A 15,944-nucleotide genomic window follows, 5' to 3' on the forward strand; every position below is an offset into this window, starting at 1 on the left:
TCAGGCACACTTGATCCGATAATAAGGGAAAGAAAACCTACCATCGAAACTGCAGCAGGGAATCTATGGCAACCAAAACGGCGAGAGCGCCAAGGAAGCTCAAGCTTTACCGCTGGCGCTGGACGGGCAAGGGTCCCGGCGGGCGCCTGGTCAGCGGCGAGATAGTGGCCGCCGAGAAGTTCGAGGTGGAGCGCGAGCTGGCCAACCAGAACATCATCGTCAAGAACGTCCGCCGCAAGAGCGGGCTCACCGGCGGCATGGGCACCATCAAGCCCAGGGATACCATGCTCTTTGCCCGCCAGATGGCCACGATGATCCGCGCCGGGGTGCCGGTGCTGCAGGCCTTTCAGGTAGTCGCCGAGAGTATCCGCAAGCCGGCCATGAGCGCGGTGGTACAACAGATGATGAACGAGGTGGCGGCCGGCTCGAGCTTTTCCCAGGCGCTGCGCAATCACCCCGAGCACTTTGACAGCCTGTTCTGCAACCTGGTGGAGGCCGGCGAGAGCTCCGGCTCGCTCGACCGCATGCTCGACCGGATCGCCACCTACAAGGAGAAGGTGGAATCGCTCAAGGGCCGGGTGAAGAAGGCGCTGTGGTATCCGATCGCGGTGATCCTGGTGGGGATCGGGGTCACCGCGCTGCTGCTGATCAAGGTGGTACCCCAGTTCGAGAGCCTGTTCCACGGCTTCGGCGCCGAACTGCCGGCCATGACCCGCATGACCATCGCCCTTTCCGAGTTCGCCCAGCAGTACTGGCTGTGGGGGCTTGGCGGCCTGATCGCCTTCGTCTATCTGATGCGCCAGGGCATCAAGCGTTCGCCGACCTTTGCCTACCGCGTGCATGCGTTCCTGCTCAAGGTGCCGGTGCTGGGCGACATCTTCGACAAGTCGGCGGTGGCGCGCTACTCCCGCACCCTGGCCACCACCTACGGCGCCGGCGTGCCCATGGTGGAAGCGCTGGACATCGCCGCCGGGGCGACCGGCAACCTGGTCTACGAGCGTGCCACCCGGCAGATCCGCGAGGACGTCTCCACCGGCCAGCAGCTCCACTTCGCGATGCGCCTGACCGAGCGCTTCCCCGCGCTGGCGGTGCAGATGGTCGGTATCGGCGAGGAGTCCGGCGCGCTGGACGCCATGCTCAACCGGGTGGCCGACTACTACGAGGAGGAGGTCGACAACAAGGTCGACGCCCTCACCTCGCTGCTCGAGCCGCTGATCATCGTGGTACTGGGGATCCTGGTCGGCGGCCTGGTGGTCTCCATGTACCTGCCGATCTTCGAACTGGGCACGGTGCTGTGAGTGTGCTTTGGCCGCTGGCGGCCGTGCTGGGCCTGTGCCTGGGCAGCTTCCTCAACGTGGTGATCGTGCGCCTTCCGGTCATGCTGATGCTGGGCTGGCGGGCCGAGGCCCGCGAGGCGCTGGAACTGCCCGAGGAGGAGACGCCCCGTTTCAACCTGCTGGTGCCGCGCTCGCTCTGCCCGCGCTGTGAAACGCCCATCGCCTGGCACGACAACCTGCCGCTGATCGGCTGGTTCAAGCGCCGCGGTCGCTGTGCCTCGTGCCAGGCCCGGATCAGCCCGCAATATCCGCTGGTGGAGCTGGCCGGCGCCGCCCTGGCGCTGGCCGTGCTGACGCTCTACGGGGCCACCTGGCAGGGCCTGTTCGTGTTCGGCGCCTGCCTGGCGCTACTGGCCCTGGCCGTGATCGACCTGCGCACCCAGCTGCTGCCGGACATGATGACCCTGCCGCTGCTGTGGGCCGGCCTGCTCTACCAGCTGCTGTTCCAGCCGCTGATGCTCACCAGTGCGGTGATCGGGGCCATGGCGGGCTATCTTGCCCTGTGGAGCGTCTACTGGCTGTTCAAGCTGGTGACCGGCAAGGAGGGCATGGGCTACGGCGACTTCAAGCTACTGGCGGCCCTGGGTGCCTGGCTCGGCTGGCAGTACCTGCCGATGGTACTGATCCTTTCCGCCGGCGTGGGCGCCATCGTCGGCATCCTGGTGCAGCTCGCCCTGCCCCGGCTGCGCGGCGCCCCGATGCCGTTCGGCCCCTACCTGGCGGCTTCGGGCTGGATCGCGCTGCTGGTGGGCGAACCATTGATGGCTACCTATATCAGCTTCATTTGATAAGCGTGGGAGAGCGTCTTTGATCGTTGGCGTAACGGGCGGCATCGCCTCCGGCAAGAGCACCGTGGCACGGGCCTTCGCGGCGCTGGGCGTTCCCTGGGTGGACGCCGACGACGTGGCCCGCGAGGTAGTCGAGCCCGGCGAACCGGCGCTGGCCGAGATCGCTGCGCGCTTCGGCGGACAGGTCTTGCAGGCGGACGGCAGCCTGAACCGCCGCGCGCTGCGCGAGATCGTGTTTGCCGACCCGAACCAGCGGCTGTGGCTCGAATCGGTCACTCATCCGCGTATCCGTCAGCGGATCCTGGCCCACCTGGAACGCCTCCAGCGCACAGGCGCACCTTACGTGCTGCTGGTCTCGCCGCTGCTATTCGAGTCGGGCCAGAGCGAGATGGTCGATCGCCGCCTGGTGATCGACGTGCCGGAAAGCGTGCAGCTCGCCCGCACCGCCGCCCGCGACGACGTCGATGAGAAGCAGGCCCGCGCCATCCTGGCCGCCCAGATGCCGCGCAGCGAACGCCTGGCCCGCGCCGACGACGTAATCGACAACAGCGGCAGCGAGGCGGCGCTCGCCGCTCAGGTAGCCGAGCTCGATCGACGCTATCGAGAGTTGGCCGAGAACCGCTAGAATGTTCGGAAAGCCACCAACCGCTTGGGTTTCATGAGCCAACACGACCAACGCCCCCTGACCGTCGCCTGCCCACAATGCCAGAAGAAGGTGGCGTGGAGCGAGACCAACCCCTACCGCCCCTTCTGCAGCGAGCGCTGCAAACTGATCGACCTGGGCGCCTGGGCCGATGAGTCGCACCGGATCGCCGGCGAGCCGGCACTCGACGAGACCAATATCGACGAGTGGCTCGCCCGCGCCGATCGAGGCGACGATCGGTGAGCCTGGCCCCGGCGCCGTCCTATCGGCTGCTGGCCGAACTTGAGGTCGCCTTCGACAGGTTGATCGAATGCAGCGAGGCGCTGCTGGAGGCGTACGCCGCGTCTCCCGCCGAGGCCTGGGCCTTCCAGGCCGAGGCCAGCACCGAGTGGCTGCGCCGCGCGCTGCTCGACTTCTGGTACACCGATGGCCAGGACGGCCGCGCCACCCGCAGCCACGTCGGCCTGGTGGCCGCCGACGAGGCCCTGATGGCCAGGGTGGCCGAAGTGAACGCGGCCAAGGCCGAATTCGCCGCCCAACTGGCACACATACGCGACAATCATCCGCCGCTGCTGGCCGAGGCCAAGGCGGTGCTGCCGTTCCGTCACCCCCAGTTGCACGACCACCTGCGCGGCAGCGGCCTGGCCCGGCTGCACCTCAAGCAGTGCTGGCGTGCCATTCCCGTGGCCGAGGCGCCGGTGGCCCGGGTGCGTCTGGCCTGGTACTCGAGCGGCCGCTCGATCAAGCGGCTCACGGTGCGCGAGGTGGAGAAGAAGCTGCTGGCGCTGGACAGCGACGCCCCCCACGTGCGCATTCAGCTACGCAAGCTGGCCGCCCTGCCTTCGAGCGAGCCGCTGGCCCAGGTGCAGAGCCAGGCGCCGCTGATGCGCGCCAACCTGTTCTACTGCGAGCCGCTGGAAGACGGGCGCAGCCGGCGTGCCATGAACGTGGCGCTGCCGCTGTTCCTGCCGGCGCCGCGCGGGCGCCTGCCCGACCACAACCTGCCGCCGGCCGCACCGCCGCCAAGCCGTACCCGAGCCCGCCGCAGCGACGAGAAGCTGGAAGAACACCCCTACCTGCCGTCGCTGCGGATCTATCGCTACCGCTGAGGCGAGCCGTATCGCCCGCCTGGGCTGTCAGCCCGCCTGCTGCGCCTGATGTTCCAGCTCGCCCGCCAGCTCCGGCGTGAGTTCGAGCGCCTTGGCCAGCTGGTCGAGCCAGGCCCGCTCCATGGGGTTCTGCTCGTCGATCACCGCCACGCTGATCAGGTACATCTCGCGCGCCGCCTGGGGCGAGTCAGCCTGACGCGCCAGCGCGTCGGCATCCAGCGGGGCGCTGAGCTGCCGCTCGACCCAGCGATGCAGCTCGTCGTCGGCGCCCAGGGCGTCGATCTGCTGGGCGATCAGCTCGCGCTCCTGCGCGTCGATATGCCCGTCGGCGCGGGCGGCCATGATCATCGCCTGCAGCAGTTCGAGGCTGCGGCGCTCCTGCAGCTCGCCTTCCAGCACCTCGACCCGCTCGCCCTCGGCATCGCCGGCCGCCTGCACACCCCCGGCCTTGGCGGCCTGCGAGTTCTGCCAGGCCTTCCAGGCCAGCACGCCGACCGCGGCGACCGCACCGTACTTGAGCGCCTTGCCGCCGAGCTTGCGGCCGCGCTTGGAGCCGACCAGCAGCCCCATGGCGCCGCCGCCCAGCAGGCTCTTGACGTCCAGGCCGCTGCCGCCGGCAGGTGCCTGGCCCGAAGCCCCGCCACCCAACTGGCGAGTCAGGCCTTCGAGCATGCCCTTCACGTCCACGCCGCCGCGCCCCTGGCCGCCAGGCTTCAGGCCACCGGCTTGCTGCATCAGCTGTTGCAGGATCTTGCTGGCGTTCATCGACTGCTCTCCTATGAATGAATCGATGTCAGGCAACGCCTGACGATGCATACCACTCCAGTGCCTGTTCCATGCGGTCGTAGCCCCAGAACGGCTCGTCGCCGGCCATGAAGAACGGCGCGCCGAAGATGCCCAACGCCTCGGCCCGGGCCGTGGCGTCACGCAGCGCCTGCTTGGCTTCGGGGCGCTGGCCCTCCTCCAGCAGCGCCGCGGCGTCGAGCTTGAGTTCCGCCAGGCAGTTGGCAATGACCTGGGGGTCGGCGATCTCCTCGTCGTGCTCGAAGTTGGCGCGGTAGACGCTGCGCACGAATGCCGGCACCCAAGGCTCGCCGGCATGCCAGTTGGCAATGCGTGCCGCCAGCAGCCCGCTGCGAGGGAACTGCGAGGGGCGGCGGAAGCGGATGCCGTCGCGATCGCACACGCGCTCGATGTCGCGCCACATGTAGCGCCCCTTGGCCGGAAACAGCTTGAAGGGCGTGTCGTTCCAGCCCTGGGCCTGGAAGATCGGCCCCAGCAGGAACGGCTGCCAGCGCACCTCGATGCCCCGCTCGGCGGCCTTGTGCTCGAGCTGCATGGCGGCGGGATAGGAGTAGGTGCTGGCGAATTCGAACCAGAAGGTGAAGGTCATGGTGGCTCCTCTCTGGTAAGCCGATGGTGACAACCCCAGCGCCGCTACTCCTTCGGGCCTCGAGCGGAGTGCAAGCCGATGCCGAGCGCTACGCCGATACCAATGCCCAGGGGTAGGTTATCCAGCATACTGCCAATGGCACTCCCGAGGGCAATGCCTATGGCGATCCACATTAGCATTCCGTCTCCTTGTTCACCGCCGTGTGCCCCCGCCCGTCATATTGACCTGCATCATGCAGACTTGTCGCCTCTCCCCCATACTGAGCTGTATTAGCATTGAGGAGAATGCCTGGTGAAAGCTCTGGACGTGACGCAGGTCTACCGCGCCTGCCCCGAGGATGCCTTCGACTTCGAAGTGACCAGCGAGCTCGAGTCGCTGGACATGCTGAGCGGCCATGCCCACGCCCGCGATGCGCTGGACTTCGGCACCTCGATGCGCAGCGACGGCTTCAACCTCTTCGTGCTGGGCCACCCCGGGCACGGCAAGCATCAGCTGGTGGGGCGCTTCCTCGCCGAACGTTCGCGGGGCGAGGCCACCCCGCCGGACATCGCCTACCGCTATAACTTCGACGATCCCGCGCAGCCGCTTCACCTGCTGCTGCCCACCGGCATGGGCCGGGTGCTGCGGGCCGATCTCGAGCAGCTGGCCGAGGAGCTGCGCTCGGCCATTCCCGCCGTGTTCGAGGGCGACGAGTACCAGAACCGCCTGCATGAGTTGAAGCAGGCCATGGGCGAACGCCAGCGCGATGCCATCGAGGCGGTGCGCCGCGAGGCGCGCGAGCACGACATCCTGCTGCTCTCGACGCCCAACGGATTCACCTTCGCCCCGGCGGGCGACGATGAGCGGATGATGCCCCCCGAGGAATACGAGCAACTCGACAGGGACGACCGCGAGCGCATCGAAGGCACGGTGCAGGTGCTGCAGAAGAAACTGGCCCAGGCCATTCGCCACATGCCGCGCCTGGCGAAGCAGCTGCGCGAGCAGATCTCGGCGCTGAACGGGGAGATGCTGCAGAGCGCCATCGACGCACCGCTGGCCGAACTGGAGGAGCGCTACGCCGACTACGACGGTGTTCTGGATCACCTGCGCGCGATTCGTGAGGCGATGGCTCTGCACGTCGATTCGTTCATCGCCGACGAACCCGAAATGCCGCCGGAGGCGATCTTCAACCGCTTCGCGATCAACCTGCTGGTCGACCATACCGGCTGCGAAGGCGCACCGGTGGTCTATCTCGACCTGCCGACCCATCAGCACCTGGTAGGACGCATCGAGCACCACGTACACAACGGCACCCTGCTGACCGACTACTCGCTGATTCGCGCCGGCGGCCTGCACCGTGCCAACGGCGGCTACCTGGTGGTGGACGTGCGCGCCATACTGATGCATGCCGGCGCCTGGGAGACGCTCAAGCGGGTATTGCGCGCCGGCGAGATCCGCACCGAATCGCTGGAGCAGGCCTATGGCCTGATCAGCACCACCACGCTGGAGCCCGAGCCGATACCGCTGGACCTCAAGGTGGTGCTGCTCGGCGAGCGCCTGTTCTACTACCTGCTGTGCGAACACGACCCCGACTTCCTCGAGCTGTTCAAGGTGCAGGCCGACCTGGAGGACGAGCTCGAGCGCAACCACGGCAACCAGCCACTCTATGCCCGCATGGTGGCCACCCTGGCACGGGAGTCGGCGCTGCGCCCGCTGGACCGCAGCGGCGTGGCGGCGGTAATCGAGCGCGCCAGCCGCCTGGCCGACGATCAGGGCAAGCTCACCGCCCGCCATCGGGCCCTGAGCGACCTGCTGGAGGAGGCCGACCACTGGGCCGAGCGCGATGACGCCAAGGTGGTATCGCGACGCCACGTGGAGAAGGCGGTGGCCCAGCAACTGTGGCGCGCCAGCCGCATCCATGAGCGCAGCCACGAAGCGATTGCCCGCGGCACCGTCGCCATCCAGCTCGAAGGGGCGGTGGTCGGCCAGGTCAATGGCCTCTCGGTCATGAGCCTGGGCGACTACGCTTTCGGCCAGCCGACCCGCATCACGGCTACCGCCCGCCCCGGGCCCGGCCATGTGGTCGACATCGAGCGCGAAGCGCGCCTGGGCGGGCGCATTCACTCCAAGGCGGTGATGATCCTGTCGCGCTGCCTGGCCAGCCGCTATGCTCCGGATACGCCGCTGTCGCTCTCCGCCAGCCTGGCCTTCGAGCAGTCCTACGGCGGCATCGAGGGCGATAGCGCCTCGGTGGCCGAGGCCTGCGTGCTGATCTCGGCCATCGCCCGTGTGGGCATCGACCAGCGCCTGGCGGTAACCGGCTCCATCGACCAGCACGGTCGCGTGCAGGCCGTGGGCGGGGTCAACGAGAAGATCGAGGGTTTCTTCGACATCTGCCAGGCACGCGGCGGCGTGAAGGGCCACGGGGTGCTGCTGCCCGCCACCAACGTCGAGCACCTGATGCTCAAGCGCGAGGTGCGCGACGCCATCACCGCCGGCGATTTCAGCGTCTATGCGATCGAACACCTGGACCAGGCGCTGGCGTTGCTGACCGGATTGACGCCCGGCGAGCGCGATAGCGAAGGCCACTACCCCGCCGGGAGCCTGAACGCCCGTGTCGCTGAACGCCTGGAGGCCTTTCACCAGGCGGTCAAGCAGAGCAGGATCAAGGAAAACGGCAAGGAGAGCGACAAGGCGAACGGTAAGGATGGCGACGCCGACAGCGTCGACGAGGAGCACAGCGATGACCACTGACGATGCCCCGCAGGGCGCCGCCGTCCAGGCGCCGAGCCGGGACGTGGCGCGGGTACTGGCACTGCTCGACGCCTCCCGCCACAGTCTGGCGGCGCTTGCCGCGGCGGTAGAGCTGGCCAGCCAGCGCCACGTCGAGCTGGTCGCGCTCTACGTCGAGGACCTGGATCTGCTGCGCTGCGCCGCCTTTCCCTTCTCCTGCGAGATCGGCGCCCAGTCGGGGCTGGCACGCCCGCTCACGCCCGAGGCCCTGGAAGCCAGCATCGCCCACCAGCTGCGGCGTGTGCGGCAGGCCTTGGCCACGGCGGTGGCCGGGCGCGAGCTGCGCCACCGGCTCGAGGTCAGCCGCGGGCGGATTGCCGCCGAGGCCTTGGCCAGGTCGGGACCAGAGGATGTGCTGGTGCTCGGCAAGGCCGGCAGCACCGAGTGCTGGGGGAAGCGGCTCGGCACCACCAGCCGGCGCCTTATCATGGAAGCGCCCTGCAGCGTGCTGCTGTGGGACGAGGCGCACCCCTTCCGGCGCGGCCCGCTGCGCTGGCTGGCAGCGCACGAGGACGACCCGGCCCGAAAAGGCGCCGTACCCTCGCTACCGGCCTGGCTGGCATCGCTGTTCGACGGCATCTCCCCGCTGGCCCTCCGGCACGCCGCGGAGCTGGAACGGGGGCTCGACCGCGCCAGTGCCGGCGGGCTGCTGCTGCGCCGCTGCGAGCTGGAAGCGCTACTCAGGGAGGATGAACAGCTGGTGGCACGGGTGCCGCTGCCAATCCTGATCATCCCGTAGACAGACTGTCCGATGCCTCTCAGGCGTCAAGCTGTCCTTCCCGGCGGGATGTCGTCAAGGGCGGTGGTGGAGCCGGACCATCCGGCGTTTCCAGAGGCGGCTCTTTCAGCCGCGGCATGGCGGCGACACGCCGATCGATATAATGGAGGAGGACCAGCTGAGCCACCAGCACCGCAAGGCACCACATCAGCCCTTCAAACACGACGGCATTCCTCAATGAGACCGAAGCGGCCTCGTCGAGTCGAGTGTAGTCCTTGCCCTCGAGGACCAGTAGAGGGTTCGACGATCAAATTTTGCTATAGACGAGCTTCCACCCGCTCGAGAATCTGACGGCTGACCTTGTTCACCAGCGGCTTGGCAGCCCTGGTGACGGCCTTCTCGACCAGGCGGTTGCGGATGGCATAGGTCAGCGTGAAGGAGACCTCGGTGCCCTCTTCCACCGGGCTGAGCCGGTAGCAGCCCTGATTGTGCACGCCATCCACCGACTCCCAGGCCAACACTTCGGGTGGCCGGTTCTCGGTGATGGCCACGTCGAAGGTCCAGTCCATGCCCACGGCGTGCACATGCCAGCGGTAGCGCTCGTCGCCGAGCGGCTCGATCGCCTTGATCAGGTCGGAGTAATCGGCGAAATCCTCGACTCGCTCCAACAGGGCAAAGACCCGCTCCGGCGGGGCCTTGAGAATGGCGCTGTGTTCGATCGTGGCCATGCGGTTCCCTATGCTGCTGTACGACGCTAAAATGCTCCACTTTCATTCCGCAGGTTACCCGTCCTGCTAGGCGATAGCTAACGCGAATAGCTAATCTTCGCTTACGCAAGCATTCGTCCAAGGTAACCCAACAAATCGTCGAGCGAGATAAAACGCCACATTTTTCCTCTGAGGTAGACCATGTCCACACCCAAGGTCGGTTTCGTCTCACTGGGCTGTCCCAAGGCGCTGGTGGATTCCGAGCGTATCCTGACCCAGCTGCGCACCGACGGCTACGAGATCGTGCCCAGCTATGACGATGCCGACGTGGTGGTGGTCAACACCTGCGGCTTCATCGACAGCGCCAAGGCGGAATCGCTCGACGCCATCGGCGAGGCCATCGCCGAGAACGGCAAGGTGATCGTCACCGGCTGCATGGGCGTGGACGAGAGCGCGATTCGCGACGTTCACCCCAGCGTACTGGCGGTGACCGGCCCGCAGCAGTACGAGCGCGTGGTCGGTGCCGTGCACGAGGCGGCACCGCACCAGCACCGGCACGACCCGCATATCGACCTGGTGCCGGCCCAGGGCGTGAAGCTCACCCCGCGCCACTATGCTTACCTGAAGATCTCAGAAGGCTGCAACCACAGCTGCAGCTTCTGCATCATCCCCTCCATGCGCGGCAAGCTGGTCAGCCGCCCGGTGGGCGACGTGCTGCGCGAAGCCGAGGGCCTGGCCAAGGCGGGCGTGAAGGAGCTGCTGGTGATCTCCCAGGACACCAGCGCCTATGGTGTGGACCTGCGCTATGCGCCGAGCGAGTGGCGCGGCCGCGAGGTCAAGACGCGCCTCACCGAGCTGTGCGAGGCGCTCTCGGAGCTGGGCATTCGCGTGCGGCTGCACTACGTGTACCCCTACCCCCACGTGGACGAGCTGATTCCGCTGATGGCCGAGGGCAAGATCCTGCCCTACCTGGACATTCCCTTCCAGCACGCCAGCCCCAAGGTGCTCAAGGCGATGAAGCGCCCCGCCTTCGAGGACAAGACGCTCGCACGCATCAAGCGCTGGCGCGAGCTGTGCCCCGAGCTGACCATTCGCTCCACCTTCATCGTCGGCTTCCCCGGTGAGACCGAGGAGGACTTCCAGTACCTGCTCGACTGGCTGAGCGAAGCCCAGCTCGACCGCGTGGGCTGCTTCCAGTACTCACCGGTGGAGGGCGCGCCGGCCAACGAATTGGGCCTGGAGCCGGTGCCGGACGACGTGAAGCAGGAGCGCTGGGAGCGCTTCATGGCGCATCAGCAGCAGATCTCTGCCGCCCGCCTGGAGCGGAAGATCGGCCGCGAGATCGAAGTGCTGGTGGACGAGGTCGACGAGGACGGTCCCATCGGCCGCAGCGAAGCCGACGCCCCCGAGATCGACGGCATGGTGTTTCTGGCGTCCAAGCGCACCCTGCGCCCCGGCGACGTGGTGCGCGCTCGTGTCACCAATGCCGACGAGTATGACCTGTGGGCCGAGGTGATCGAGGAGGCGCAGCCGGTCAAGTTTCTAGACTTCTACTCTGCATAGAAAGCCCAGACGCAAGAACGCCGCCCTTCGAGGCGGCGTTCTTGTTTGAGCCTTGGCTCGTGGGCTCCGCGAGCGGAGCCCGGAGGACGATCAGTCCTGACCCATCTGCTGCTTGATCAGGTCGCCGATGGTGGTTGGGCCACCGGTCTCGACTTCCTGCTCGCGCAGTTTCTTCAGGTTCTGACGAGTGTCGTCCTGATCCTTGGCCTTGATCGACAGGTTGATCGTGCGGTTCTTGCGATCGACGCTGACGATGCGGGCTTCGACGGTATCGCCTTCGCTCAGCACGTTGCGCGCGTCTTCGACGCGGTCGGCGCTGATCTCGGAGGCCTTGAGCACGGCGACGACGTCAGTCGCCAGCTCGACGTGGGCTTCCTTGGCGTCGACTTCGACCACACGGCCGGAGACGATGGAGCCCTTGTCGTTGACCGCCAGGTACTCGGCCACCGGGTCGGAGTCGAGCTGCTTGATGCCAAGCGAGATGCGCTCGCGCTCCGGATCGATGGAGAGAATGACGGCTTCGGCTTCGTCGCCCTTCTTGAAGCGGCGCACGGCTTCTTCGCCGGTCTCGGACCAGGAGAGGTCGGAGAGGTGAACCAGGCCGTCGATGCCGCCTTCCAGACCGATGAAGATACCGAAGTCGGTGATCGACTTGATGGTACCGGACACGCGGTCGCCCTTGTTGTACTGGGCGCTGAAGGTTTCCCACGGGTTCGGGGTGCACTGCTTGATACCCAGGGAGATACGACGACGCTCCTCGTCGATGTCGAGGATCATGACATCCACTTCGTCGCCGATGTTGACGACCTTGGACGGGTGGATGTTCTTGTTGGTCCAGTCCATCTCGGAGACGTGAACCAGGCCTTCGACACCCTCTTCCAGCTCGGCGAAGCAGCCGTAGTCGGTGAGGTTGGTGACGCGGGCCGGTACCACGGTACCCTCGGGGTAGCGGTCCTTGATGTTGACCCACGGGTCTTCGCCCAGCTGCTTCAGGCCCAGCGAGACGCGGTTGCGCTCGCGGTCGAACTTGAGCACCTTGACGTTGATCTCGTCGCCCACGGCCACGATCTCGCTCGGATGCTTGATGCGCTTCCAAGCCATGTCGGTGATGTGCAGCAGGCCATCGACGCCGCCCAGGTCGACGAAGGCGCCGTAGTCGGTGAGGTTCTTGACGATACCGACGATCTGCTGGCCTTCCTGCAGGGTGGCGAGCAGGGCTTCACGCTCGGCGCTGTTCTCGGCTTCGAGCACGGCGCGGCGGGACACGACCACGTTGTTGCGCTTGGGGTCGAGCTTGATGACCTTGAAGTCGAGTTCCTTGTGCTCGAGGTGCGTGGTGTCGCGCACCGGACGCACGTCGACCAGGGAACCCGGGAGGAAGGCACGGATGGAGTCGATGTCGACGGTGAAGCCGCCCTTGACCTTGCCGTTGATCACGCCCTTGACGATTTCTTCCTTCTCGAAGGCCGCTTCCAGCACCTTCCAGGCTTCGGCGCGCTTGGCCTTCTCGCGAGACAGGCGGGTCTCGCCGAAACCGTCCTCGACGGCTTCCAGGGCGACACTGACTTCGTCGCCGACGGCGATGGTGAGCTCGCCGTTGTCGTCGCGGAACTGCGCCGCGGGAATCTGCCCTTCAGACTTCAGGCCGGCATTGACGGTGACCCAGTCACCCTCGATGTCGACGACGGTAGCCGTGACGATGGCGCCCGGCTCCATGTTGATGTCCTGCAGTGACTGTTCAAACAGTTCAGCAAAGCTTTCGCTCATGATTTTCCTACGTGATCAACGGTGTTGAGGCGTTGCCGCCTTCTCCGCACCACCAGCGAGTGCGGGCCTTATTTACCAAACCCCCGGGGATGTTAGCGCTGGTTGGACCTGGCCGGGCTTGCAAGAGTGAGTTGCCCGACCATGCCATGACATCCGCTCGAGGGCGCCGCAAGGGAGATCAAGTCTCGGGGACGAGGCCGCGCTCGGCGAGCCACTCCGTCAACCGTTCCACCACTTCCGGTATCTTCAGGCTCGTGGTGTCAAGCGTGATGGCATCATCGGCCGGCTTGAGCGGTGCCACGCTGCGCTGCATGTCGCGTGCATCGCGTGCCTGAATTTCCTTCAAAAGACTCGATAGACTAGCATCCACCCCTGCCTCCTGCAACTGGAGACGGCGCCTGCGCGCGCGTTCCTCGGCACTTGCGGTGAGGAACACCTTGAGCTCGGCGTCGGGGAATACCACGGTGCCCATGTCGCGCCCGTCGGCCACCAGCCCGGGGGGCTTTTTGAAGTCGCGCTGGCGCTGCAGCAGCGCCTGGCGCACACCGTTCAGCGCCGCGACCCGGGAGGCGGCATCACCCACCTGCTCGGTACGGATCTCGCGGCTGACGTCGTCGCCTTCGAGCAGCACGCGGGTGCTCGCCTCTTCGGCCACGAAGACCACGTCGAGTTCGGCGGCCAGCCGCTCCAGTGCCGGCTCGTCGTCCAGCGCCACGCCATGCCGCAGGGCCGCCAACGCCGTGAGGCGGTAGAGGGCGCCGCTGTCGAGCAGGTGCCAGCCGAGGCGCTCGGCGACCAGGCGGCTGATGGTGCCCTTGCCGGCACCACCGGGTCCGTCGAGGGTCAGCACCTTGGCCGTATCATTCATGCGCGTTCCTCTTGCTCTTCGCTGACTCGGAGCCCCACGACCCTGGCAAGTTCCGTGAAGCCGGGGAACGAGGTGGCGACGTTGGCGCAGTCGTCGATGACGATCTCCTCGCCGGCGCGCAGGGAGGCCACCACGAAGGACATGGCGATACGGTGGTCGCCCAGGCTGTCGATGCGACCCCCGCCGTAGGCCACTTCGCGATCGCCTGCGCCGACGATGTCGATGCCATCCTCCATCACGGTGTGTTCCACGCCCAGGGTCGCCAGACCGTCGGCCATGGCCTGGATACGGTCCGACTCCTTCACCCGCAGCTCCTCGGCGCCGCGCAGGCGCGTGGTGCCCCTGGCGCAGGCGGCGGCGACGAACAGCGCCGGGAATTCGTCGATGGCCAGCGGCACCTGGTCGACAGGGATGTCGATGCCCTTGAGCGGTGCGTAGCGGATGTGCAGGTCGGCCACCGGCTCGCCGCCCACTTCGCGCTCGTTGAACAGGCGAAGGTCGGCGCCCATTAGCTGAAGGATGTTGATCACGCCGATCCGCGTGGGGTTGATGCCCACGTGCTCGAGGATCAGGTTGGAGCCGGGCGTAATGGCGGCGGCTACCAGGAAGAAGGTGGCGGAGGAGATGTCGGAGGGCACGTCGATGGGCGCGGCGGTGAGCTTGCCGCCGCCCTGCAGCCAACAGGTATCGCCTTCGCGGTGGACCTCATAGCCGAAGCCGGCCAGCATGCGCTCGGTGTGGTCGCGGGTGGGCGCCGGCTCGCGCACGCGGGTCTCGCCTTCGGCATACAGCCCGGCGAGCAGCAGGCAGGACTTCACCTGGGCGCTGGCCATGGGCATGTCGTAGGTGATGCCCTTGAGCGCCTGGCCGCCGTGGATCCTGAGCGGCGGGCGACCGCCCTCGGCGGTATCGATCTTCGCCCCCATCAGCCGCAGCGGGTCAGCCACGCGGCCCATGGGGCGCTTGGTCAGCGAGGCGTCGCCGATCAGTTCGGTGTCGAAGGCCTGCCCCGCCAGCAGGCCGGCGAACAGGCGCATGGCGGTGCCGGCGTTGCCCACGTAGAGCGGGCCGGAGGGCGCCTTGAGACCGCGCATGCCGACGCCGTGCACGGTGACCCGCCCCTGGTGCGGGCCTTCGATGGCCACGCCCATCTCGCGGAACGCCTGCAGCGTGGCCAGGCTGTCCTCCCCTTCCAGGAACCCCTTCACTTCGGTGACGCCTTCGGCCAGCGCGCCGAGCATGATCGAGCGGTGGGAGATCGACTTGTCGCCCGGTACGCGAATGCGCCCGGCCACACGGCCACCGGGCGCGGCCCGGAAGGTGAGTCTGCCTTGTTCTTGCATCTGGTATTCCGCCTGATAACTGGTCTGGTTCAGGAGAGAGTCGAAATAGTGCCGGGCGTGGCTGGCACGGTCGAAGATGGCAAGCATAGCATCGCCGTCGCCCGCTTCCACTGCCTGGCGCAGCCGGCCGAGCCCCGTTTGGAAGTCGTCGAGGGAGGCCAGCACCGCCTCGCGGTTGGCGGTGAAGATGTCGCGCCACATCACCGGGTCGCTGCCGGCGATGCGGGTGAAGTCGCGAAACCCGCCGGCGGCGTAGCGGAAGATCTCCAGCCGCTCGTCCTGGCGCGCCAGGGTGTCCACCAGCGAGAAGGCGAGCAGGTGCGGCAGGTGGCTGGTGCGCGCCAGCACCTGGTCGTGGCGGTCAACGTCCATCTCCAGCACTTCAGCGCCACAGGCACGCCACAGCACCTGCACCCGGGCCACGGCGACGGGGGCCGTCTCGGCGGCGGGGGTGAGGATCACCTTGTGGTTGACGTAGAGCCGCGGATCGGCGGCCGCCACGCCGCTCTTCTCGGAGCCGGCGATGGGGTGGCCCAGCACCAGCCCGGCCGGTAGGCGGCCGAAGGCGGCCAGGGCGCAATCGCGCACCGCAGCCTTGGTGCTGCCGACGTCGGTGATCACCACGCGCGGGGCTTCGCCGTCCAGCGCCTCCGTCGGCAGTGCGGCGGCCAGTTCGGTCATCACGCTGCGCATGGCCAGCACCGGCACCGCCAGCACGATCAGCGTGGCACCTTCCACCAGCGGCGCGAGGCGAGTGTCGCCCGCGTCGATCAGGCCCATCTCGATGCCGCGCGTGATCTCGCCGGGATCCGGGTCGCATGCCTGGATCGTGCCCGCAAAGCCTGCCGCGCGCAGCGCGGCGGCCAGTGAACCGCCGATCAGCCCCAGGCCGACGATGAGGAGGCGCGCTTCATTCGGTGTCGTACCGCCCACCAC

15 protein-coding genes are annotated in these 15,944 nt (G+C 67.2%); 8 read left to right on the plus strand and 7 right to left on the minus strand.

Annotated elements, in window-relative coordinates; translation table 11 throughout:
- Nucleotides 1-65 precede the first annotated feature (65 nt).
- The 5 genes from HNO51_RS11595 to HNO51_RS11615 are packed head-to-tail and all read left to right on the plus strand — an operon-like array spanning nt 66 to nt 3,877.
- Entirely contained in the window at nt 66-1,298 is a 1,233-nt protein-coding gene (locus tag HNO51_RS11595; RefSeq protein ID WP_197447506.1) for a type II secretion system F family protein, read from the plus strand.
- Nucleotides 1,295-2,125 (plus strand): prepilin peptidase, encoded by an 831-nt coding sequence (locus HNO51_RS11600; RefSeq protein WP_234283473.1) that lies wholly within the window; start codon nt 1,295-1,297, stop codon nt 2,123-2,125. The genes HNO51_RS11595 and HNO51_RS11600 overlap by 4 nt, the downstream gene beginning before the upstream one ends.
- Nucleotides 2,126-2,144: 19 nt before the next feature.
- Nucleotides 2,145-2,750: a dephospho-CoA kinase gene (gene coaE / locus HNO51_RS11605; protein ID WP_209537490.1), complete on the plus strand. Its 606-nt coding sequence runs from the start codon at nt 2,145-2,147 to the stop codon at nt 2,748-2,750.
- A 33-nt stretch (nt 2,751-2,783) separates the two neighbouring features.
- Entirely contained in the window at nt 2,784-3,011 is a 228-nt protein-coding gene (gene yacG, locus HNO51_RS11610; RefSeq protein WP_197447508.1) for a DNA gyrase inhibitor YacG, read from the plus strand.
- A gap of 2 nt (nt 3,012-3,013) precedes the next feature.
- Nucleotides 3,014-3,877 (plus strand): DNA replication terminus site-binding protein, encoded by an 864-nt coding sequence (locus HNO51_RS11615; RefSeq protein WP_209539222.1) that lies wholly within the window; start codon nt 3,014-3,016, stop codon nt 3,875-3,877.
- Between the two features lie 27 nt (nt 3,878-3,904).
- Here HNO51_RS11615 and HNO51_RS11620 read toward each other — a convergent pair whose 3' ends face one another.
- From HNO51_RS11620 to HNO51_RS21320, 3 genes are read right to left on the minus strand one after another with little or no spacing between them, the layout of a single operon-like run.
- Nucleotides 3,905-4,642 (minus strand): tellurite resistance TerB family protein, encoded by a 738-nt coding sequence (locus tag HNO51_RS11620; RefSeq protein ID WP_209537491.1) that lies wholly within the window; start codon nt 4,640-4,642, stop codon nt 3,905-3,907.
- A 28-nt stretch (nt 4,643-4,670) separates the two neighbouring features.
- The gene (locus tag HNO51_RS11625; RefSeq protein WP_197447510.1) at nt 4,671-5,270 is read right to left on the minus strand and encodes a 2-hydroxychromene-2-carboxylate isomerase; all 600 of its coding nucleotides are present in this window, start codon (nt 5,268-5,270) and stop codon (nt 4,671-4,673) included.
- Nucleotides 5,271-5,314: 44 nt separating this feature from the next.
- Nucleotides 5,315-5,449, minus strand: a complete 135-nt coding sequence (locus HNO51_RS21320) for a glycine zipper domain-containing protein (protein ID WP_479688687.1) — start codon at nt 5,447-5,449, stop codon at nt 5,315-5,317.
- 112 nt (nt 5,450-5,561) lie between these two features.
- Here HNO51_RS21320 and HNO51_RS11630 point away from each other — a divergent pair, with 112 nt between their 5' ends.
- Nucleotides 5,562-8,003 (plus strand): Lon protease family protein, encoded by a 2,442-nt coding sequence (locus HNO51_RS11630; protein WP_242597104.1) that lies wholly within the window; start codon nt 5,562-5,564, stop codon nt 8,001-8,003.
- Nucleotides 7,993-8,781, plus strand: coding sequence for a universal stress protein (locus tag HNO51_RS11635; protein ID WP_209537492.1), 789 nt, complete (start codon nt 7,993-7,995; stop codon nt 8,779-8,781). The genes HNO51_RS11630 and HNO51_RS11635 overlap by 11 nt, the downstream gene beginning before the upstream one ends.
- A 296-nt stretch (nt 8,782-9,077) precedes the next feature.
- On the opposite strand, the gene HNO51_RS11640 is transcribed toward HNO51_RS11635, so the two are convergent.
- Entirely contained in the window at nt 9,078-9,488 is a 411-nt protein-coding gene (locus HNO51_RS11640) for an SRPBCC family protein (RefSeq protein WP_197447512.1), read from the minus strand.
- Nucleotides 9,489-9,668: 180 nt separating this feature from the next.
- Between HNO51_RS11640 and rimO the strand changes: the two genes are divergently transcribed.
- Nucleotides 9,669-11,030 carry a 30S ribosomal protein S12 methylthiotransferase RimO gene (rimO, locus tag HNO51_RS11645; RefSeq protein WP_209537493.1) on the plus strand — a complete coding sequence of 454 codons (1,362 nt, stop codon included), beginning with the start codon at nt 9,669-9,671 and terminating at the stop codon, nt 11,028-11,030.
- A gap of 90 nt (nt 11,031-11,120) precedes the next feature.
- On the opposite strand, the gene rpsA is transcribed toward rimO, so the two are convergent.
- From rpsA to HNO51_RS11660, 3 genes are all read right to left on the minus strand, one after another.
- Nucleotides 11,121-12,797 (minus strand): 30S ribosomal protein S1, encoded by a 1,677-nt coding sequence (rpsA, locus tag HNO51_RS11650; RefSeq protein WP_197447514.1) that lies wholly within the window; start codon nt 12,795-12,797, stop codon nt 11,121-11,123.
- Between the two features lie 178 nt (nt 12,798-12,975).
- Nucleotides 12,976-13,665: a (d)CMP kinase gene (gene cmk / locus HNO51_RS11655; protein ID WP_197447515.1), complete on the minus strand. Its 690-nt coding sequence runs from the start codon at nt 13,663-13,665 to the stop codon at nt 12,976-12,978.
- Nucleotides 13,662-15,944: a bifunctional prephenate dehydrogenase/3-phosphoshikimate 1-carboxyvinyltransferase gene (locus tag HNO51_RS11660; protein ID WP_242597105.1), complete on the minus strand. Its 2,283-nt coding sequence runs from the start codon at nt 15,942-15,944 to the stop codon at nt 13,662-13,664. Before HNO51_RS11660 ends, cmk begins: the two co-directional genes overlap by 4 nt.

It is taken from the genome of Billgrantia sulfidoxydans (assembly GCF_017868775.1).
GTDB lineage: Bacteria > Pseudomonadota > Gammaproteobacteria > Pseudomonadales > Halomonadaceae > Halomonas > Halomonas sulfidoxydans.

Excerpts from the sequence above, each read along its gene's own strand:
- cmk (WP_197447515.1), bottom strand. The coding sequence starts at position 13,665 with ATGAATGATACGGCCAAGGTGCTGACCCTCGACGGACCCGGTGGTGCC.
- yacG (WP_197447508.1), top strand. The coding sequence starts at position 2,784 with ATGAGCCAACACGACCAACGCCCCCTGACCGTCGCCTGCCCACAATGC.
- rimO (WP_209537493.1), top strand. The coding sequence starts at position 9,669 with ATGTCCACACCCAAGGTCGGTTTCGTCTCACTGGGCTGTCCCAAGGCG.
- HNO51_RS11640 (WP_197447512.1), bottom strand. The coding sequence starts at position 9,488 with ATGGCCACGATCGAACACAGCGCCATTCTCAAGGCCCCGCCGGAGCGG.
- HNO51_RS21320 (WP_479688687.1), bottom strand. The coding sequence starts at position 5,449 with ATGCTAATGTGGATCGCCATAGGCATTGCCCTCGGGAGTGCCATTGGC.
- HNO51_RS11595 (WP_197447506.1), top strand. The coding sequence starts at position 66 with ATGGCAACCAAAACGGCGAGAGCGCCAAGGAAGCTCAAGCTTTACCGC.
- HNO51_RS11625 (WP_197447510.1), bottom strand. The coding sequence starts at position 5,270 with ATGACCTTCACCTTCTGGTTCGAATTCGCCAGCACCTACTCCTATCCC.
- HNO51_RS11620 (WP_209537491.1), bottom strand. The coding sequence starts at position 4,642 with ATGAACGCCAGCAAGATCCTGCAACAGCTGATGCAGCAAGCCGGTGGC.
- rpsA (WP_197447514.1), bottom strand. The coding sequence starts at position 12,797 with ATGAGCGAAAGCTTTGCTGAACTGTTTGAACAGTCACTGCAGGACATC.
- HNO51_RS11635 (WP_209537492.1), top strand. The coding sequence starts at position 7,993 with ATGACCACTGACGATGCCCCGCAGGGCGCCGCCGTCCAGGCGCCGAGC.